The following is an 18,507-nucleotide window of genomic DNA, read 5'->3' as shown; positions in this document are numbered from 1 at the left end:
TTACTCCTTCTCTCTGGACTCTGGCAGATGCCAGAAATCGAAAAAATTAAACCAGTCGAGCGGCGACAGGAGGGCGTAATGCTCCAGCCGCTGCGCGTAGCGATCGACGGTCTCCTGCAGCGCCTGCTGGCGTTCGCCGCGCGGCAGGTGCAGCGGGTCGGCAAACGGTTCGCTGTGCAGGACGAGCTTACCCTGCTGGCGCAGGGCAAAAATCAGCACCACCGGGCAGCGCAGGATGGAGGCCAGGATAAACGGCCCCTGTGGGAACGGCGCTGGCTGGCCCATGAACGGACTCCAGATCACGCGCCACTCGCCGCCACGCTGCGGATTCACCGCGATGCGGTCGCCCACAATGGCGACCCATTCTCCCCGCTCAAGCTTCTCTTTGATGGCAATCGCGGTGTCCGGGCCGATGTCGGTAACCGACATCAAATTCACGCCCGCCTGGGGCGCCATTTCGCTCATGATTTGCTTAAAGCGCCGGGCGTTTTCGCTGAAGACCAGGGCGGTGATAGTTTTGCTGCCGTCCAGCTGGGCCAGCGCCCGGCAGGCCTCAACGTCGCCAAGATGCGAGGCCAGCAGCAGCTTGCCCTGCGGTGCCGCGATATTAAGCGTTTCGCTCGCGCCGGGGGCAAAGACCACGTCGCGATCAAACTTCAGCTCACCGCGCCAGCTGGCGACTTTATCCAGCATCGCGTTGCCGAAGCGCATAAAATGGAAAAAGCTGTTGAGCCTTGAGGGAACAGGCATGTTCCGCTGACGCAGCTCTTGCTTCACTCTCTCAATCCACTGCCGCGAGGCCTGGCGCGCCGGACGCGCGATAAGCCAGTACACGCCGATCGTTGGCCACAGCAGCACGGTAAAGGCCCGCCGCCCCATCAGCTTCCAGACGCGCAGCATCAGGCGCATGCCCCACAGGCCCTTGACCTCATCCTGCTGCGCCCAGTGCTGGCGGCGTCGACGGAAAAGCAGGCCGGGCATGCGGGGCAGCATGCCGAAGAACAGCCGGGTATGCATCAGGGAGATCCGCACGTTATCTTTTAACGCGTCGAAGTGGGACAACCCGTCATGCGGGTAGGTAACGCGGGTGGGCAGAAAGATGCTGGTGTTGCCCTGCCAGTAGAGACGGACCATCACTTCGGTGTCAAAGTCCATCCGTTTGCCGAGCGTTTCACGCGCTGCCAGGCGCAGCGTGGGCGAGACCGGGTAGACCCGAAAGCCGCACATGCTGTCTTTAAGCTGCAGGGATAAGGTCTCAATCCAAACCCATACGTGGGTTACCCAGCGCCCGTAGAGCCGCGAGCGCGGAATGGAATCATCGTAAATGGGCTGGCCGGAGATCAGCGCGTCCGGGTGGCACTCCGCCAGCGCCAGCAGTTTGGGAATATCTTCGATGGCGTGCTGACCGTCCGCGTCCACCTGCACGGCGTGGGTATAGCCCGCGCGCGCGCACTCCTCCAGCCCCCTGATGACCGCGGCACCTTTTCCGGCGTTTTGCGCCAGGCGGACCAGCGTTACCTGCGGCTGCTCCGCCGCCAGGCGCTCGAGCTCCTGACGGGTGCTCGCTTCGCTGCCGTCATCCACCACCAGGCACGGCAGGCCGAACGGTGCGAGACGCGACAGCACGCGGGCGATCATGGCGCCGTGGTTGTAGCACGGGATCAGCACGCAGGGGCGGAAGGTTACTGACATAGCCGAATTTTCCCGCTGCTGGCGGTATGGCGCTCCGCCCCGGCGTGACGCTGGTAGCTGAAGGTCAGCATCTGACGTTCGGCATGCCACTCAAGCACCAGCGTCACCGTGGTTTCCGGCAGCAGAGGCGCCTGGAACTTCACGTTTTGAATGCTGTGAAAGCGGTAGCCCGGCGCCAGTAACGTCGTGGCGTAGTGCATCACCCAGTCAAGCTGCGCAACGCCGGGCAGCAGCGGTTGTACGGCAAAATGGCCCTGAAACCAGAACAGCGCCGCGTCGAGATGCAAAATGATTTCCAGCTTCTCCGGCTGTGTCTGGTGGCGCTCAATTTCATGAATTTTCATGAAATAACTCCTCTAGCTGCGCATAGACACGCTTGTTCATACTGTTTACCGGCATTTCATCGACAATGCGCCAGTAGCGCGGAACGGCGACCGGCTCAAGCCACGGCAGCAGGGCGCGACGCCAGGCGAACTCCTGCGCTTTTTTATCCTGCATATAGCCGCGCTGGCGAACCGCTTCGTCCAGGACCAGCAGTGCGCCAATCCCCTGACGGCCTCCGCGCGTGACCGGCAGCGCCGCCGCTTCGCAAATGCCGTCGAGCTCCAGCAGGCGACGTTCGATCTCGTTAAGCGAGATGCGCTTTTCTTCAATTTTGACCACCCGCCCGCGACGACCGGCGATGCTGAATAGCCCCTCGCTGTCGAAGTGCAGGATATCGTCCAGCTGGAGTCCTTCAGCCTCGTGGATCAGTGGCGACGTGACGCGACAGGCGTCATCTTCCTGATGGAAGATAACGCCGGGGAAGGCCAGCCACGGGACGTTATCCTGCTGGCGATGGCGCCAGGCGAGGATGCCGGTTTCGGTGCTGCCATAAATTTCATCCGGGCAGATGTTAAGCCAGCCAGCGGTGATGGCGACGTCACACCACGGCAGCATGCCCCCTGCTGAAATCAGCATTCTGACGGGCGGCGCGGGCAGTTCCGTATCCAGGCGCTTCAGGAACGCCGGGCTGCTGATGAACAGATAATGCCGGTCATGAGGAAGGGCGGCCAGCTGCTCGGCGTAGTAGAGCATTGCGGCATGCAGCGGCAGGCCCAGCGCCATCGGCAATACGATGCGGAAGGTCAGGCCGTACAGATGTTGCGGTACGACCGAGGCGACAACGCTACAGCCGGTGAGCCGCTCGCCGAAGCGGTCAGCCAGCAGACGGGCTTCGCGATCCAGGCTGACGATGTGCTTAATCACCCGGCGCGGGGTACCTGTGGAGCCGGAGGTGAACAGCTCTACGAAGCGGCTTTCGTCAATGGCCGGCAGGGGCGCCCAGCGGCGAGCGGTCTGATGGCTGGAGGCCACCACAATCAGCTTGCCATGGAAATCGAGAGAGCGATCGCTCAGAACGCCGCTAAACAACGCCTGCTGTTCTTCAAGCTGCGAGACGCGGCTATGGCCGGGGATGACCGGCGTTTTACCGGCATGCAGCGAGGCAAGCAGCGCAACGATAAACAGGTAGCTGTTTTCAAAGCACAGCGCCCAGCGCTCGCCTTCCTGCTGATGCAGAGTGTCGACCAGCAAGGTCACGTCGTGGCGCAGCTGGCCCAGCGTCCAGGTACGATCGTCAAGCCAGGCAACGGGCATGTCGTCAGGGCGGGGCGCGTTTAACCACTGGCCCAGCGGAAGGGGATTAGTCATTGTGCATCTCTTTTTTTATCACCCGCTGGCGCACCAGCCACTCGGTCGCCATCAGCGTTCCCATCAGGATGTAGGCCACCATACCGTTCCACAGCGTCCACAGATGCATGTCGCCGTGGAGCACGGTGAACAGCGCCATCGCGCCGTTTCCGATGAAAAAGCCGCACCAGACGAGGGTCACCTTGCGGGTATAGCGCACGCCCTCCGGGGGCAGGTTTGGCTCGCGCAGGCGCGCCAGCCGTTCGACCAGCGGCATCGCGGTCCACAGTGAACCGCCGAACACGGCCAGCATCACAAGGTTGACGACCACCGGGTAGAACAGCAGCCACTGGTGGGTTTTCAGCAGGTAGCTTGCCGCGCAGAGCGCAATGCCCGCGAGCGCCACGCACTGCACCACATACCGCATCGGGCCAGCGTTCCGCCGCGCCTGGCGCAGCCGCAGCAGCAATACCAGCGCCATCACCGGCAACAGCCACTGCAGGCTGTTGTGCGTTAGCCCAAATCCAATCAGGAAGGGCCACGCCAGCAGCATCAGCCCCGTCAGCAGTGGGATGACCGGGAACGTCCGTCCACCACGCACGACGTCTTACTCTTCGCGCAGAAGCTGTTCGACGGCGTCTACCACATCCTGAACGGTACGAACCGACTTGAAGGTTTCCGGCTTGATTTTCTTGCCCGTTTTCTTCTGCAGATGAACAATCATGTCCACCGCATCAATGCTGTCCAGCTCCAGGTCTTCGTAAAGACGGGCTTCGGGCGTAATGTCCTGTGGGTCGATTTCAAAGAGCTTGGTCAGAAGGCCGCAGACTTCCTGATAAATGGTTTCTTGTTCAGTCATTGTTCACATCTCAGGCGCGTTGAGCGTTGATAAAGGACGCCAGCGTGGCGACGGAAAAGAAGTGCTGGCGCATCTCTTCGCTTTCGGCAGAAAGCACCACGCCATACTGGTTTTTCACGGCCAGACCCAGTTCCAGCGCGTCAATGGAGTCCAGACCCAGCCCATCGCCAAACAGCGCGGCATCGGTATCAATATCCTCTGCGGTAAGCTCGTCCAGATTCAGCGTGGTGATTATGAGATTCTTAATTTCAAGATAAAGCGCTTGCATCATTAATTCCTGACAAAGATTGAAGGCCTGATGTTAATCGATGCTGCAGATGCCGGTTTAACTGCCTTGCCGCCAGCGCCGGTTCTTGTTCATTTGCATCGTAAAATTCGTCGATGTTCACGCGGTCGCGGACATCCACGGTGAAAACAGGTTTTTCTGGCGGTACATCATACCAGTGGCTTTTTTTATCCAGCAGGTGTTCGCTACAGTGGATCAGCACCACCCGCAGATCGCTGTTACAGCGCACGGCGATATTTGCCGCGCCGCGCTGGAGGGAGATAGCCTCGCCAAACCGGGTACGCGTGCCTTCCGGGAAGATTAACAGCGTGTCGCCCTGAGCCAGACGCTGCTGGCTGGCCGCGAGCAGGGGCTCGGCTTCGCTGTTAATCAGGTAATCCGCCGCGCGGATGACGCCGCTGACAAAGGGATTGCGCAGCAGCGCGCTTTTCACCAGGCAGTCGGTTTCGGGCATCACCGACGCCAGAATCACGTAGTCTATTAACGTGGGGTGGTTAGCCACCACCAGACAACCCCGATCGCTGCGCAGCGCGTCAAGATTGTGAATGCGATAGTCCAGTACGCCGAGGCCGCGCGCCACGGTCAGGAAGAAGCGGAAGCTGGCCGCAATGCTGCGACGCGCCAGGCGGCGACGGCTGGCGCGGTCGCGCTGGACGATCAGCAGCAGGTTGAACCAGACCAGCGATAGCAGCAGCCCGCCCACGCCAAACAGCGCGAAGCAGAAGCCGGTCATCACCAGACGCCATAACCAGTTGATACGGGCAGCCAGGCGATTCATGCGCGCGTCCATTGCCACAGCAAACGTTCGCCGGGCACCGCAAACTGACGTTCCTCGCTGAGATAGCGCTGCAGGAACATCAGGCTTTGCGGCAGGGCGGGTTCTTCACCCGTGCTGCCGCTGCGGGTTTCACACTGCAATCCGTTGCCGGATTCAATCACCAGCGCCAGCGCGTAGGGCCAGGTGGGCATCTGCGGCGGTAGCGCCGGATGGTAAAATTCCGGCAGCGCGCCGTCAAAATCGACCAGCAGGACGCGGGAATAGCCCGCATGCAGCAGGCTCAGCACTTCACATAGGGCCTGCTGGAAGGTGTCCAGCCCGGCAGAAATGGATGACGAGACGATGGCCTGGCGTGCGGTGATCGTGAGATTGCCCACCGCGGAATTGTGCACGGACATCGCGAAGTCGGTGGGTGAAACGGACTGCCCGGTCGCCAGAGCATGCAGAATACGGTAGTTGCGCTCCAGCTCGCCGTGGCGGCTGGAATAGACGACGGCATCAATGGCGTGGTTTTGCAGCATGGCCAGACCAATATCCACCGCCAGCTTACTGCCTGAATTGAGGCGGCGCGCGGTCATCATGGGTAAAGCGGTCAGGCGGGGAAGCGGGGCCGCTGGGTCAACGGCCAGCTGCAGGCGCGCCCATGCCTGCCACTCTGTGGCATCGCTGAGTCCTGGCGCTCTCGCCTGCCAGTCGATAATGTTCAGTGAAAATTTCATCTACGCGCGTCCGCGAAAAAAACCGTATTCAAAGGGCAGACTGGGCCACCCGGCAGCTAAGCTGCTCTATTGTTCACGTTTGGTGCATATCAGCAGGGTATGACCGACCCCAAGGTTGTCCAGCCGCTGTTCAACGCTGAAACCTGCGCTCTCCAGGTAGCGATAGAACTTCTCTACGCTGTAAAACCGGCTATTGCCATTCGCCATACAGGTGAAATAGAGCGAGGTGGCATTCAGGCTGAAAGAGGCTGCTTCAAATTTCTGAGCATCCCAGAAAAGCTCCATGATGCACAAACGTGCGCCTGGCTTCATGGCCTGTGCGACGCGCGTCAGCATGGCGACAATCTGATCCGGAGAGAAACAATCCAGGAACTGGCTCATCCACCAGACGTCGGCGTCACCCGGCAATGTTGCTGGGCTAAGCATATCGACAGCATGGAATGCAATACGATGAGAAAAACCTGCTTTTGCGATGTTTTCCTGCGCCAGCGCTATCTGCTGCGGCAGATCGAGGATCGTCACGGCAACATTTTCGTCATAGCGGCAGCAGCGTAACGACCATTTACCCGTATTTCCGCCCACATCGTACAAGTTTGTCGGCGAGCTTGCGAATATATATGGCAACGCAGCGTCAAAAGCGGCGTCAGAATAGTAATGATCGAAGGCGAACCAGCTCTCTTTCGCCGGAGCAGGTAATTGGGATAACGCCGGGTAGATGGTTGGCCAGTTGCCAAACACGGCTAATCCGGCAGGTTTTTCCTCCTGCAGGGCGTCCGCCAGGTGAAATAGCCCCTGATAACAAACGTCCTGGGTGAAATCCATATTTACGCGGGTCATTTCGTCGTGCAGTAAAAAATGGCCCACTTTCGCCAGGAAATAACGTCCATTCTGTTGGGTAACAATTCGACCGCTTAATCCCATATCCAGCAGTACGCTGACGCCATAGCTGCCGAGCGTGCTGTGTTCGGTTATTTCGTCGAGGCTTGCCCCCGCTTTACCTTGTTTATCGAGCCAGGCGAGAACGCCTGAGTTACGCAGACAAAGCGCAGTCTGGAATAACATCGGGGCAAAGGCGATGCGTTGCGCTTCGGTAATGGCATCCAGTGCGCTGAGTGTGTCCTTTTCGTACATTCCTGCGTAACCTTTAAGGCTAATAAAAAGAGGTTATCGGGCCATACGCGGCCCGACTTTAGAAAAATATTACAGCGCGGCGCCAGCGGAGAGGTTCAGCTGAATATCGTGGTCGAGGTTATTTACCCAACGGTTATAATTTTTGTGAATTTTACCGTCTGCCGCTTTCAGGTTAAGGCTGTTTTCATAGTTGATTGAATAGCTTGTGGCCGTGTACGGAATACTTACCTGGACGGAGTGATCGCGTGACTGCAGACGCCCCTTAATCATTCCCGGGCCGGTTTCCGTCATGATCCAGTCGCGTTTTTGGCCTGCTTTCAAAATTGCCGTTTTTACCTGATCGGCAGTATGGCCCGCGCTTACAATAGAGTGAACCTGAGCAATTGGGGCGGTGCGCGCACAGCCTGCCAGTGCGCCAACGAATACGGCAGCAGCACACCATTTAACGATCTTTTTCATCAACAACTCCATATCAATAATAACAATTAAAGGTAGTGTTTTTTACAAATAATATTCATCCGGCTTTTTGTTATCGCTGGGTGTATTTTTTAATCAATATTAATGTTTACATTACGTTGACGCGAAGACGGGCATAATAACATGGAAAATAAATAAGAATTTCATTTTTTATAATTTGCGTTAAATCATGAGTTGCGTTTCAACGTTATGCGCGCGGCGTAATTAAAAACAGAATGAGTATCGCCTTAACGCAAATAAAAATACCGCGACGGATTAGGGACGCGGTAATTTACGGTGTATTACTGACGGTTTAAACCTACCTGTACAGGTAGGTCGGTTAGCCGGGTAACCGGCTTTTCGGCCTCCCCGGCCCGAGCAGGATCGCCAGCTTGCTGCCGCCTTTGGTGGTTTCCATCCAGATTTTACATACGCTGGTCAGGGGGACCGACAGCAGCATACCGACCGGGCCCAGCAGCCATCCCCAAACCAGTAAGGATAAAAACACCACCAGCGTCGACATGCCCAGACGGTGTCCCATCATGCGCGGTTCAAGAATATTGCCCAGCACCATATGCACGACGAGGAACAGCGCGCCGACCAGCATGCATTCGTAGAAACCGTTAAACAGAAACGCCTGAATCATCGGCGGCACGGCGGAAAGCACCGCGCCAATATTGGGCACGTAGTTCAGCAGAAAGGCCAGCACGCCCCACATCAGCGCGAACTGCACGTCCATCAGCATCAGCCCCAGCCAGACAATCACCCCGGTCCAGACGCTCAGGAGCGTTTTCAGCGCCAGATATTTGGAGACGCCCTTCAGGGCCCGGTGTAATCCGGCAATGTGAATTTGCGGATTGTTCAGCGCAAAGCGCAGCTTATAGGGGACGTGGCGAACTTCGAACAGCATAAACACAACGGTCATGACCAGCAGCAGAATGCTGGCCATCGCGCCGGAAAGCCCCGTCATCAAGGTGGTGGCGTAGGTCATGACCTTCTCGGAGTCCATCCTGCGCAGCATCCGTTCGGGTGAGATATGCAGATTGAGGAATGGCACCATCTCCTGCAGCGCGACAATTTTACGCGTCAGCTCTTTGTTGTACTGCGGCAGCATGGTGGAGAATTCGCTCAGCGATGCCGCCAGCACGCCGAAGAGCGCCGTCAGTCCAATCAGCATGACAATAACCACGATGGTGATGGCTACCGGACGGCTGACGCCCCGGCGTAAAAACCAGGTGACCAGAGGATTAAGCACGATGGCAAAAAAGAGCGCCAGCAGGAGCTGAACAATAATGTCAGCGGCAGCATGGATACCCGCAAGGATAACCACCAGACAGGCGAGTTTTAATAAGATGTGGAGTCCTGCTTTGTCGGACGGGTTAGCGATCATGCGTGTTCCTTAATATGATGACCCGATAAGTGTAGTGCCCGGGCTTCGCTTCGTCTGGCACCGTTAATCTGAAAGTCGGGGCTGATTTTCTTATTGCGCCGTGGTAATAGTGAAACACTGTTGTAAAAAATCCAGGTAGAACCCCATGCCCGAACCTGCCGCTGAACCGGCACTGAGCGGACTGCGCCTCAATCTGCGCATCGTTTCCGTTGTTATTTTCAACTTTGCCAGCTATCTGACCATTGGCCTGCCGCTGGCGGTCCTGCCGGGCTATGTCCATGACGTGATGGGCTTCAGCGCCTTCTGGGCGGGGCTGGTGATTAGCCTGCAATATTTCGCCACGCTCCTCAGCCGCCCGCATGCCGGGCGCTACGCGGACGCGTTCGGTCCAAAAAGCATCGTGGTGGTGGGACTGTGCGGCTGTTTCCTCAGTGGCCTGAGCTACCTGCTGGCTGCCGCAACCGGCCACTGGCCGCTGGTCAGCCTGGCGCTGCTCTGCCTGGGCCGCGTCATTCTGGGCATTGGGCAAAGTCTGGCGGGAACCGGCTCGACGCTGTGGGGCGTGGGGGTGGTAGGCGCGCCGCACATTGGCCGGGTGATCTCCTGGAACGGGATTGTCACCTACGGTGCGATGGCGCTCGGGGCGCCGCTCGGCGTGGCCTGCTATGCGCCTGGCGGGCTGTATGGGCTTTCCATCACCATTATGGCGGTCGCGCTGCTGGCAATCCTCTTTGCGCTGCCGCGTCCGAAAGTGAAGGCCAGCAAAGGCAAGCCGCTGCCGTTTCGGGCGGTGCTGGGGCGCGTCTGGCCGTACGGCATGGCGCTGGCGCTGGCGACCACCGGCTTCGGCGTGATTGCGACCTTCATTACCCTGTTCTACGACGCCAAAGGCTGGGACGGCGCAGCCTTTGCGTTAACCCTGTTTAGCTGTGCGTTTGTTGGCGCCCGCCTGCTTTTCCCTAACGGCATCAACCGTCTTGGCGGGCTGAATGTGGCGATGATCTGCTTTGCGATAGAGATTATCGGGCTGCTGCTGACCGGAATTGCGATGGTGCCCTGGGTCGCGAAAGTGGGCGTATTCCTCGCGGGGGCTGGCTTTTCCCTGGTCTTCCCGGCGCTGGGCGTGGTGGCGGTAAAAGCCGTGCCGCAGCAGAATCAGGGGGCGGCGCTGGCGACCTATACGGTGTTTATGGATATGTCTTTAGGCATTACCGGCCCGCTGGCGGGGCTGGTGATGGCCTGGGCAGGGGTTCCGGTGATCTATCTTGCCGCGGCGGGTCTGGTGGTGATTGCGCTGCTGCTGACGTGGCGGCTAAAAAAATGGCCCCCGGTGCAGGCACCGGAGGCCACGTCATCGTCGTGAAGCGTTACTGGATCACGATGGTGTTAATGATGTTTTCAGCAGCCGTCTGCGCTTTCTGCTGATCTTCGGCTGGCAGGGTGATCTGCAGGGTCAGCAGTTTGTTATCGACCTTGCCCAGCACCACAGAAGAGTATGCGGTCTGGCCTTTTGCGGAGATGATGCTGTCGAGCTGTTGCAGCGTGTGGCCTTTCAGCTCGATGGATTTATTGGTCACGACCTGCAGCTGAGGATCGCGGCCGCGCTGCTGATCTTCCAGACGTTTGGACAGGACGGCCAGGTCTTCGCTGGTGTCGTCGCCCACAATCACAATGACCGCTTTCTGCCCGGTTGCGTCGGAGTAAACGTGCATGTTATTCGCCTGGGTGCCCAGCTTGCCGCTCTGATCGGTCATATCGGCTGGCAGAGAGAAGCTGAGTTTGCCATCCATCAGATTCACCGGCTGGCCGGTCGCGTTGCTCTCTGCGGATGCGCCCTGAGCAGGCGTTTTCGTGTCGCTGTTATCACAGGCTGCAAGACCCACAACCAGCAGGCCAATCCCGACATATTTAACCAGATTGCGCATTGACTTCTTCCTTTCGATAAACGGCCATAACGGCTCATTCGCTCATCTTATCACAACTGATAAAGCGAACCCTTAACCAGCCTGCAATGCCGTGATTTCAGATTTATCTGCCAGCCTTTTCAGCAGCATATTGAGCAGCACGCCGTACATCGGCAGGAAGAACACAATGCTGATAAGGACCTTGAAGCAGTAGTCCACCAGCGCGATTTCCATCCAGTGTTCGGCCATGAACGCATCCGGGCTGCGCCAGAAGGCGATGAAGAAGAAGGCCAGCGTATCGCTCACGTTACCGAACAGCGTGGAGGCGGTTGGCGCCATCCACCAGCGATGATTTTGACGCAGGCGGTTAAACACATGCACGTCGAGGATCTGCCCCAGCGCGTAGGCCATAAAGCTTGCCGCGGCGATACGGGCAACAAACAGGTTGAAGTGGGTTAACGCCTCAAAGCCCTGCCAGCTTCCCATATAAAACAGTGACGAAACCACGTACGAGATGAACAGCGCCGGGAGCATGACCGAAAAAATAATACGGCGAGCCAGCGATGCGCCAAAGATACGCACGGTCAAATCCGTCGCGAGGAAAATAAACGGGAAGCTGAATGCGCCCCAGGTGGTATGAAAACCAAAGATGGAGATTGGGAGCTGCACCAGATAGTTGCTGGAGGTGATCACCAGCAAATGGAAAAGCGAAAGCCAGAACAACGCTTTTACGCGCTGTGATTCAGAAAACGACGTCATATTGTGACCTTTTTATACGTTGGGGTGAGGGAACCCAATAAAAACCGCAGCATGATACTGCTTTGGCAGGACATTGCAATGGTTAGTTTTTACGCAATCGTTAACCTGGTTTGCATTGATCGCAACCGGGCGTAAACTACAGCCGTTTTTACCAGACCGAGAAGACCATGACCGACCTGTTTTCCAGCCCAGACCACACTCTTGATGCCCAGGGCCTTCGCTGCCCGGAACCGGTAATGATGGTACGCAAAACCGTGCGCAACATGCAGACCGGTGAAACGCTGTTGATTATTGCCGACGACCCGGCCACGACCCGCGATATTCCCGGCTTTTGTACCTTTATGGAGCATGAGCTGGTGGCACAGCAGACCGAGGCGCTGCCGTACCGGTATTTGATTCGTAAGGGGTAGATGGGCTGGCGTTGCTGTAGGTCGGGTAAGGCGAAGCCGCCACCCGACGAATATGTGTCCTCTGCGGCCTGATGCCCTCACCCCGGCCCTCTCCCACGGGGAGAGGGTGCAAACACTAAAAACGGCAATCTTTGATTGCCGTTTTGCATTTACCTAGCCTTTCATCCACGCGCGGATCCCGTCCAGGAACATCTGCGTTGCCATCATCACCAGAATCAGCCCCATCAGGCGTTCCAGCGCGTTCACCCCTTTCTCACCCAGCAGGCGCAGGAACAGCGACGACTGCAGCAGGATAATAAACGTCCCGCCCCAGGCGATCAGCAGGGCAATCACCAGATGGCTCATCTGGTTCGGATACTGATGCGACAGCAGCATCAGCGTCGCCAGAATGGTCGGCCCGGCGACGAGTGGAATCGCCAGCGGCACGATAAACGGCTCTTCACCCGCGGGCAGGCCGCTGCTGCTGCCTTCCGCGCTTGGGAAAATCATCTTAATGGCAATCAGGAACAGAATAATCCCGCCGGAAATCGACACGGTTTCGGCGCGCAGGTTCAGGAACGCGAGAATTTTTTCACCGGCAAAGAGGAAGATAAACATCACCAGCAGGGCGATGAGCAGCTCGCGGATCATGATCGCCCGGCGGCGCTTCGGCTCGGTGTGCTTCAGCACCGACATGAAGATAGGCAGATTTCCCAGTGGATCCATAATCAGGATCAATAAAACCGCCGCGGAAATGATTTCACTCATCTTTAAATTATCCCTGATACTTAGTAGTGTTATTCCGATGATTAGCGCTTTTTCTGATTGCCGGGCAATCATCGATTAATTTCGCTTGCGACTTTGGCAGCATTTTGTAATGTGAAGCATATCCCAGTTCAATACTGGCTTGCACAATCAGCACACACCCTCAGCAGGAAAAAAATGCTATGAAAAACGTTGGTTTTATCGGCTGGCGCGGTATGGTCGGCTCTGTACTCATGCAACGCATGGTTGAAGAGCGCGATTTCGACGCTATCCGCCCGGTCTTCTTCTCCACTTCCCAGCTCGGCCAGGCTGCTCCGTCCTTTGGTGGTACCACAGGCACGTTGCAGGATGCTTACGATCTGGAAGCGCTGAAGGCACTCGACATTATTGTGACGTGCCAGGGCGGCGATTATACCAACGAAATCTATCCAAAGCTGCGTGAAAGCGGCTGGCAGGGCTACTGGATTGACGCGGCCTCTTCGCTGCGTATGAAAGACGATGCCATCATCATTCTCGACCCGGTGAACCAGGGCGTCATCACCGACGGCCTGAACAACGGCGTGAAAACCTTTGTCGGCGGTAACTGCACCGTCAGCCTGATGCTGATGTCCCTCGGCGGCCTGTTCGCGCAGGATCTGGTTGAGTGGGTCTCCGTGGCGACCTACCAGGCGGCGTCCGGCGGCGGCGCGCGTCACATGCGCGAGCTGCTGACCCAGATGGGCCAGCTGCACCAGAGCGTCGCAACCGAGCTGGCAAACCCGGCGTCCGCGATCCTCGATATAGAACGTAAGGTCACTCAGCTGACCCGCAGCGGCGAGCTGCCGGTGGACAACTTCGGCGTACCGCTGGCCGGTGGTCTGATCCCATGGATCGACAAACAGCTGGATAACGGCCAGACCCGCGAAGAGTGGAAGGGCCAGGCTGAGACCAATAAAATCCTCGCGACCGCGAACACCATTCCGGTTGACGGTCTGTGCGTGCGTATCGGCGCGCTGCGCTGCCACAGCCAGGCCTTCACCATTAAACTGAAAAAAGATGTGTCTATTCCGACCGTGGAAGAGCTGCTGGCCGCGCACAACCCGTGGGCGAAAGTGGTGCCAAACGATCGCGATATCACCATGCGCGAGCTGACCCCGGCTGCCGTTACCGGCACGCTGACCACGCCGGTTGGCCGTCTGCGCAAGCTGAACATGGGGCCGGAGTACCTCTCCGCGTTCACCGTCGGCGACCAGCTCCTGTGGGGCGCCGCCGAGCCGCTGCGCCGCATGCTGCGCCAGCTGGCGTAATAATTTGTTAACTACCGGGGGTGATTTTCACCCCTTTTTTTTGCGTACTACATGGAGTAACACGCGTATGTCTTATTTTTTATCAGGAGTCATCTAAAGCGTTGGCTATGCTTTAAGGAAGAGTCATTTCTTACCTGAGGTTCGAACGGAGCAGAATGGATGCACATTTTTGTGCTGTCCCGTTCAGGTCACATTAAAAGTCGTCCCGGAGCGCTTAAAAAGGACGACATAAAAAACAGGATGAATACCATGTCCGATCGTGTGGATAGAGACGTGATTAATGCGCTTATTGCGGGTCATTTTGCTGACCCCTTTTCTGTGCTTGGGATGCATCAAACTGAGGATGGCCTTGAAGTTCGGGCACTGTTACCGGATGCCACAGAAGTCTGGGTGATTGAACCCAAAACCGGCCGCAAGGTCGGTAATCTTGAATGCCTCGATTCCCGTGGCTTCTTCTCGGGCGTGATGCCCCGCCGTAAAAACCCTTTTCGCTATCAGCTCGCCGTTCTCTGGCACGGTCAGCAAAACCTGATTGACGATCCTTACAGCTTTGGCCCGCTGCTTAAAGAGATGGACGCCTGGCTGCTCTCCGAAGGAACGCATCTTCGCCCTTATGAAACCTTGGGTGCCCATGCCGATACCATGGACGGCATTACCGGCACGCGATTCTCCGTGTGGGCGCCTAACGCCCAGCGCGTCTCCGTTGTCGGCCAGTTCAACTACTGGGACGGTCGCCGCCACCCGATGCGCCTGCGCCGGGAAAGCGGCATCTGGGAGCTGTTTATCCCCGGAGCGCACCCCGGGCAGCTTTATAAATTCGAGATGATCGACGCCAACGGCAAGCTGCGCATCAAAGCCGACCCGTATGCCTTCGAAGCGCAGATGCGCCCGGATACCGCGTCGCTGATTTGCGGCCTGCCGGAGAAGGTCGTCCAGACGGAGGAGCGCAAACAGGCCAACCGCTTTGATGCGCCGATCTCCGTCTATGAGGTACACCTTGGCTCCTGGCGTCGCCATACCGATAACAACTTCTGGCTGAGCTACCGTGAGCTTGCCGACCAGCTGGTGCCCTACGCCAAATGGATGGGCTTTACCCACCTTGAGCTGCTGCCGGTTAACGAGCACCCGTTCGACGGCAGCTGGGGCTATCAGCCTACCGGGCTGTATGCGCCAACGCGCCGCTTCGGCACGCGCGATGACTTCCGCTATTTCATTGATGCCGCGCACGCCGCCGGGCTGAACGTGATCCTCGACTGGGTGCCGGGACATTTCCCTGCGGATGATTTCGCGCTGGCAGAGTTTGACGGCACGAAGCTGTACGAGCACAGCGACCCGCGCGAAGGCTATCACCAGGACTGGAACACGCTGATCTACAACTACGGTCGCCGTGAGGTCGCAAACTATCTGGTCGGGAATGCCCTGTACTGGATCGAGCGGTTTGGCATTGATGCCCTGCGCGTCGATGCGGTGGCGTCGATGATCTACCGCGACTACAGCCGCAAAGAGGGCGAGTGGATCCCGAACGAGTTTGGCGGCCGTGAAAACCTGGAAGCGATTGAATTCCTGCGCAATACCAACCGCATTATCGGCGAACAGGTGGACGGTGCCGTGACCATGGCGGAAGAGTCGACCGACTTTGCGGGCGTCTCCCGTCCGCCGTCATCAGGCGGCCTGGGGTTCTGGTATAAGTGGAACCTGGGCTGGATGCACGACACGCTCGACTACATGAAGCTGGATCCGGTTCACCGTAAGTATCATCACGATAAGCTGACGTTCGGGATGCTCTACAACTACACCGAAAACTTCATGCTGCCGCTGTCGCACGATGAAGTGGTGCACGGCAAAAAATCCATTCTCGACCGCATGCCGGGCGACGCGTGGCAGAAGTTTGCCAACCTGCGCGCCTACTACGGCTGGATGTTTGCCTTTCCGGGCAAGAAACTGCTGTTTATGGGCAATGAGTTCGCCCAGGGACGCGAGTGGAACCACGACGCCAGCCTCGACTGGCACCTGCTGGAAGGCGGCGACAACTGGCACCACGGGGTGCAGCGTCTGGTGCGCGACCTGAACCTGACCTACCGCCACCACAAAGCGCTGCACGAGCTCGACTTCGATCCGTACGGCTTTGAGTGGCTGGTGGTGGACGACCACGAGCGCTCGGTGTTTGTCTTTGTGCGTCGTGACAAAGCGGGTAACGAAATCATCGTCGCCAGCAACTTCACGCCGGTGCCGCGCGAACATTACCGCTTCGGCATTAACCAGCCGGGCAAATGGCGCGAGATCCTGAATACCGACTCGATGCACTATCACGGCAGCAACGCCGGTAACGGCGGGCTGGTCCAGAGCGATGCCATCGAAAGTCACGGGCGACCCAACTCCCTGAGCCTGACGCTGCCGCCGCTTGGCACCATCTGGCTGATGCGGGAGGGCGAATGACGCAGCTTACGGCAGGTAAACCCGAACCGCTCGGCGCGTGTTTTGACGGAAAGGGTGTCAATTTCACCCTCTTTTCCGCTCACGCTGAGCGGGTAGAACTGTGCGTGTTTGATGGGGAAGGTAACGAACACCGTTACGATTTACCCGAGCGCACGGGGGATACCTGGCACGGCTACCTGGCCGGAGGACGGCCAGGCATGCACTATGGCTTTCGCGTACATGGTCCGTGGGATCCGGCGCAGGGGCACTGGTTTAACCCGGCGAAGCTGTTGATTGACCCGTGCTCGCACCGCGTGGACGGCGAATTTAAAGACGACCCGCTGTTCCACGTGGGCTACGGCGAGCCCGAACACCGCGACAGCGCGCCCGTCGCGCCAAAAAGCGTGGTGGTAAACGATCTTTATGACTGGGAAGACGATGCCCCGCCGCAGACGCCGTGGGGCAATACCGTTATTTATGAAGCCCACGTCAAAGGGCTGACGTACCTGCACCCGTCGATCCCCAAAGAGATGCGCGGCACCTATAAGGCGCTCGGGCATCCCACCATGATTGCCTACCTGAAACACCTCGGCATCACCGCGCTGGAACTGTTGCCCGTGGCCCATTTCGCCAGCGAGCCGCGCCTGCAGCGGCTGGGGCTAAGCAACTACTGGGGCTACAACCCGCTGGCGATGTTCGCGCTTGAGCCACGCTATGCCGCCCATCCGGAAAAGGCGCGTGACGAGTTTCGCGATGCGGTGAAGGCGCTCCATACGGCGGGCATTGAGGTCATTCTGGACGTCGTGCTCAACCACAGTGCTGAAAGCGATCTCGACGGTCCGACGCTCTCCATGCGCGGAATTGATAACCGTAGCTATTATTGGATCAGGCAGGATGGCGATTATGAGAACTGGACCGGCTGCGGTAACACGCTCAACCTCAGCCATCCGGCGGTCACGCATTTTGCTTATGAATGCCTGAAATACTGGGTGGAGACGTTCCACGTCGACGGTTTTCGTTTCGATCTGGCGCCCGTGATGGGGCGCACGCCAGCGTTCAGCCAGCAGGCGCCGCTGTTTGAGGCGATAAAAAACTGTCCGGTGCTCTCGCAGGTGAAGCTCATTGCCGAGCCGTGGGACATCGGGGAAGGCGGTTATCAGGTCGGGAATTTCCCGCCGCTGTTTGCCGAGTGGAACGATCACTACCGCGATGCCGCGCGCCGCTTCTGGCTGGAACGGAATCTGTCGCTGGGGGAGTTCGCCGGACGCTTTGCCGCTTCAAGCGATCTCTTTAAGCGCGACGGCAAACGCCCGTCGGCCACCGTCAATCTGTTGACGGCACACGACGGTTTTACGCTCAGGGACTGCGTTTGTTTCAATCAGAAACACAATGAGGCAAACGGCGAAGAGAATCGCGATGGCACTAACAATAACCATAGCTTTAATCATGGTATAGAAGGGTTAGGCGGTAGCCTGGACGTCATCGAGCGGCGACGCGCCAGCGTTCACGCTTTGCTGACAACGCTTTTATTGTCGCAGGGCACGCCGATGCTGCTGGCAGGCGATGAACACGGCCACAGCCAGCACGGTAACAACAATGCGTATTGCCAGGACAACACGTTAACCTGGCTCGACTGGGGTGAAGCCAACAGCGGGCTGATTCATTTTACCGCTGCGCTGATCCATCTTCGCCAGCAGATCCCCGCGCTGACCGCCGACCGCTGGTGGGAAGAGGGTGACGGCAACGTTCGCTGGTTGAATCAAGACGCGCAACCGTTAAGCGCGCAAGAGTGGCAACACGGCGTACCACGCCTGCAAATCCTGCTGTCGGATAAATGGCTGGTCACGCTGAACGCGACGGATGACGTCGCAGAGATTGTTTTACCTGAAGGGGAATGGCGAGCTGTTCCCCCCTTTGCCGGAGCGGATAATCCGGTAGTAATGGCTGTCTGGCACGGGCCTGCGCACGGAGTGTGCGTATTCCAAAGATGATAAAAAAGGAGTTAGT

The 18,507-nt window shown here is 58.0% G+C and carries 19 protein-coding genes; 5 read left to right on the top strand and 14 right to left on the bottom strand.

Annotated elements, in window-relative coordinates:
• The 11 genes from IM317_RS15165 to IM317_RS15115 all read right to left on the bottom strand — a co-directional run bounded on the left by IM317_RS15165 (position 1) and on the right by IM317_RS15115 (position 8,982).
• A complete protein-coding gene (locus IM317_RS15165) occupies positions 1-1,692 on the bottom strand; it encodes a glycosyltransferase (RefSeq protein ID WP_033146842.1) in 1,692 nt (563 codons plus the stop codon).
• A complete protein-coding gene (locus IM317_RS15160) occupies positions 1,683-2,036 on the bottom strand; it encodes a hydroxymyristoyl-ACP dehydratase (RefSeq protein WP_033146841.1) in 354 nt (117 codons plus the stop codon). Before IM317_RS15160 ends, IM317_RS15165 begins: the two co-directional genes overlap by 10 nt.
• Positions 2,023-3,384 (bottom strand): AMP-binding protein, encoded by a 1,362-nt coding sequence (locus IM317_RS15155; protein WP_033146840.1) that lies wholly within the window; start codon positions 3,382-3,384, stop codon positions 2,023-2,025. Before IM317_RS15155 ends, IM317_RS15160 begins: the two co-directional genes overlap by 14 nt.
• Complete coding sequence (locus IM317_RS15150) at positions 3,377-3,964, bottom strand: hypothetical protein (protein WP_029740658.1); 588 nt, start codon at positions 3,962-3,964, stop codon at positions 3,377-3,379. Before IM317_RS15150 ends, IM317_RS15155 begins: the two co-directional genes overlap by 8 nt.
• Positions 3,965-3,970: 6 nt before the next feature.
• Positions 3,971-4,222 carry an acyl carrier protein gene (locus tag IM317_RS15145; RefSeq protein ID WP_024908875.1) on the bottom strand — a complete coding sequence of 84 codons (252 nt, stop codon included), beginning with the start codon at positions 4,220-4,222 and terminating at the stop codon, positions 3,971-3,973.
• Between the two features lie 10 nt (positions 4,223-4,232).
• Positions 4,233-4,490 carry a phosphopantetheine-binding protein gene (locus tag IM317_RS15140; protein WP_008503081.1) on the bottom strand — a complete coding sequence of 86 codons (258 nt, stop codon included), beginning with the start codon at positions 4,488-4,490 and terminating at the stop codon, positions 4,233-4,235.
• Positions 4,471-5,286 (bottom strand): 1-acyl-sn-glycerol-3-phosphate acyltransferase, encoded by an 816-nt coding sequence (locus IM317_RS15135; RefSeq protein ID WP_033146839.1) that lies wholly within the window; start codon positions 5,284-5,286, stop codon positions 4,471-4,473. The genes IM317_RS15140 and IM317_RS15135 overlap by 20 nt, the downstream gene beginning before the upstream one ends.
• The gene (locus IM317_RS15130) at positions 5,283-6,005 is read right to left on the bottom strand and encodes a beta-ketoacyl synthase chain length factor (protein ID WP_033146838.1); all 723 of its coding nucleotides are present in this window, start codon (positions 6,003-6,005) and stop codon (positions 5,283-5,285) included. The genes IM317_RS15135 and IM317_RS15130 overlap by 4 nt, the downstream gene beginning before the upstream one ends.
• Before the next feature lie 66 nt (positions 6,006-6,071).
• Entirely contained in the window at positions 6,072-7,136 is a 1,065-nt protein-coding gene (locus IM317_RS15125; protein WP_033146837.1) for a methyltransferase, read from the bottom strand.
• A 69-nt stretch (positions 7,137-7,205) separates the two neighbouring features.
• Positions 7,206-7,595: a hypothetical protein gene (locus IM317_RS15120; RefSeq protein WP_023309518.1), complete on the bottom strand. Its 390-nt coding sequence runs from the start codon at positions 7,593-7,595 to the stop codon at positions 7,206-7,208.
• A 337-nt stretch (positions 7,596-7,932) separates the two neighbouring features.
• A complete protein-coding gene (locus IM317_RS15115; RefSeq protein WP_032662225.1) occupies positions 7,933-8,982 on the bottom strand; it encodes an AI-2E family transporter in 1,050 nt (349 codons plus the stop codon).
• 145 nt (positions 8,983-9,127) lie between these two features.
• Here IM317_RS15115 and IM317_RS15110 point away from each other — a divergent pair, with 145 nt between their 5' ends.
• On the top strand, positions 9,128-10,345 hold the full coding sequence (locus IM317_RS15110; protein WP_033146836.1) for an MFS transporter: 1,218 nt from the start codon (positions 9,128-9,130) through the stop codon (positions 10,343-10,345).
• 4 nt (positions 10,346-10,349) lie between these two features.
• Here IM317_RS15110 and IM317_RS15105 read toward each other — a convergent pair whose 3' ends face one another.
• On the bottom strand, positions 10,350-10,907 hold the full coding sequence (locus IM317_RS15105; protein ID WP_023309515.1) for a DcrB family lipoprotein: 558 nt from the start codon (positions 10,905-10,907) through the stop codon (positions 10,350-10,352).
• A gap of 72 nt (positions 10,908-10,979) precedes the next feature.
• The gene (locus tag IM317_RS15100; protein ID WP_033146835.1) at positions 10,980-11,645 is read right to left on the bottom strand and encodes a 7-cyano-7-deazaguanine/7-aminomethyl-7-deazaguanine transporter; all 666 of its coding nucleotides are present in this window, start codon (positions 11,643-11,645) and stop codon (positions 10,980-10,982) included.
• 167 nt (positions 11,646-11,812) lie between these two features.
• Here IM317_RS15100 and tusA point away from each other — a divergent pair, with 167 nt between their 5' ends.
• The gene (gene tusA, locus IM317_RS15095) at positions 11,813-12,055 is read left to right on the top strand and encodes a sulfurtransferase TusA (RefSeq protein WP_008503071.1); all 243 of its coding nucleotides are present in this window, start codon (positions 11,813-11,815) and stop codon (positions 12,053-12,055) included.
• A 153-nt stretch (positions 12,056-12,208) separates the two neighbouring features.
• Here tusA and yhgN read toward each other — a convergent pair whose 3' ends face one another.
• Positions 12,209-12,802 (bottom strand): NAAT family transporter YhgN, encoded by a 594-nt coding sequence (gene yhgN / locus IM317_RS15090; protein WP_003861574.1) that lies wholly within the window; start codon positions 12,800-12,802, stop codon positions 12,209-12,211.
• A 179-nt stretch (positions 12,803-12,981) separates the two neighbouring features.
• Between yhgN and asd the strand changes: the two genes are divergently transcribed.
• The 3 genes from asd to glgX all read left to right on the top strand — a co-directional run bounded on the left by asd (position 12,982) and on the right by glgX (position 18,491).
• On the top strand, positions 12,982-14,085 hold the full coding sequence (gene asd, locus IM317_RS15085) for an aspartate-semialdehyde dehydrogenase (RefSeq protein ID WP_033146834.1): 1,104 nt from the start codon (positions 12,982-12,984) through the stop codon (positions 14,083-14,085).
• Between the two features lie 249 nt (positions 14,086-14,334).
• A complete protein-coding gene (gene glgB / locus IM317_RS15080) occupies positions 14,335-16,521 on the top strand; it encodes a 1,4-alpha-glucan branching enzyme (protein ID WP_033147085.1) in 2,187 nt (728 codons plus the stop codon).
• Positions 16,518-18,491 (top strand): glycogen debranching protein GlgX, encoded by a 1,974-nt coding sequence (gene glgX, locus IM317_RS15075; protein ID WP_033146833.1) that lies wholly within the window; start codon positions 16,518-16,520, stop codon positions 18,489-18,491. The genes glgB and glgX overlap by 4 nt, the downstream gene beginning before the upstream one ends.
• Positions 18,492-18,507: the final 16 nt, after the last annotated feature.

It is taken from the genome of Enterobacter cloacae complex sp. S3 (assembly GCF_014930495.1).
GTDB lineage: Bacteria > Pseudomonadota > Gammaproteobacteria > Enterobacterales > Enterobacteriaceae > Enterobacter > Enterobacter asburiae_B.
This window is presented reverse-complemented; position numbering and strand designations above follow the sequence as displayed.

Coding starts and splice junctions, on each gene's coding strand:
- tusA (WP_008503071.1), top strand. CDS start 11,813: ATGACCGACCTGTTTTCCAGCCCAGACCACACTCTTGATGCCCAGGGC.
- IM317_RS15110 (WP_033146836.1), top strand. CDS start 9,128: ATGCCCGAACCTGCCGCTGAACCGGCACTGAGCGGACTGCGCCTCAAT.
- IM317_RS15155 (WP_033146840.1), bottom strand. CDS start 3,384: ATGACTAATCCCCTTCCGCTGGGCCAGTGGTTAAACGCGCCCCGCCCT.
- IM317_RS15120 (WP_023309518.1), bottom strand. CDS start 7,595: ATGAAAAAGATCGTTAAATGGTGTGCTGCTGCCGTATTCGTTGGCGCA.
- IM317_RS15145 (WP_024908875.1), bottom strand. CDS start 4,222: ATGACTGAACAAGAAACCATTTATCAGGAAGTCTGCGGCCTTCTGACC.
- IM317_RS15140 (WP_008503081.1), bottom strand. CDS start 4,490: ATGCAAGCGCTTTATCTTGAAATTAAGAATCTCATAATCACCACGCTG.
- IM317_RS15100 (WP_033146835.1), bottom strand. CDS start 11,645: ATGACGTCGTTTTCTGAATCACAGCGCGTAAAAGCGTTGTTCTGGCTT.
- yhgN (WP_003861574.1), bottom strand. CDS start 12,802: ATGAGTGAAATCATTTCCGCGGCGGTTTTATTGATCCTGATTATGGAT.
- asd (WP_033146834.1), top strand. CDS start 12,982: ATGAAAAACGTTGGTTTTATCGGCTGGCGCGGTATGGTCGGCTCTGTA.
- IM317_RS15135 (WP_033146839.1), bottom strand. CDS start 5,286: ATGAATCGCCTGGCTGCCCGTATCAACTGGTTATGGCGTCTGGTGATG.
- IM317_RS15125 (WP_033146837.1), bottom strand. CDS start 7,136: ATGTACGAAAAGGACACACTCAGCGCACTGGATGCCATTACCGAAGCG.
- IM317_RS15160 (WP_033146841.1), bottom strand. CDS start 2,036: ATGAAAATTCATGAAATTGAGCGCCACCAGACACAGCCGGAGAAGCTG.
- IM317_RS15130 (WP_033146838.1), bottom strand. CDS start 6,005: ATGAAATTTTCACTGAACATTATCGACTGGCAGGCGAGAGCGCCAGGA.
- IM317_RS15115 (WP_032662225.1), bottom strand. CDS start 8,982: ATGATCGCTAACCCGTCCGACAAAGCAGGACTCCACATCTTATTAAAA.
- IM317_RS15165 (WP_033146842.1), bottom strand. CDS start 1,692: ATGTCAGTAACCTTCCGCCCCTGCGTGCTGATCCCGTGCTACAACCAC.
- glgX (WP_033146833.1), top strand. CDS start 16,518: ATGACGCAGCTTACGGCAGGTAAACCCGAACCGCTCGGCGCGTGTTTT.
- IM317_RS15105 (WP_023309515.1), bottom strand. CDS start 10,907: ATGCGCAATCTGGTTAAATATGTCGGGATTGGCCTGCTGGTTGTGGGT.
- glgB (WP_033147085.1), top strand. CDS start 14,335: ATGTCCGATCGTGTGGATAGAGACGTGATTAATGCGCTTATTGCGGGT.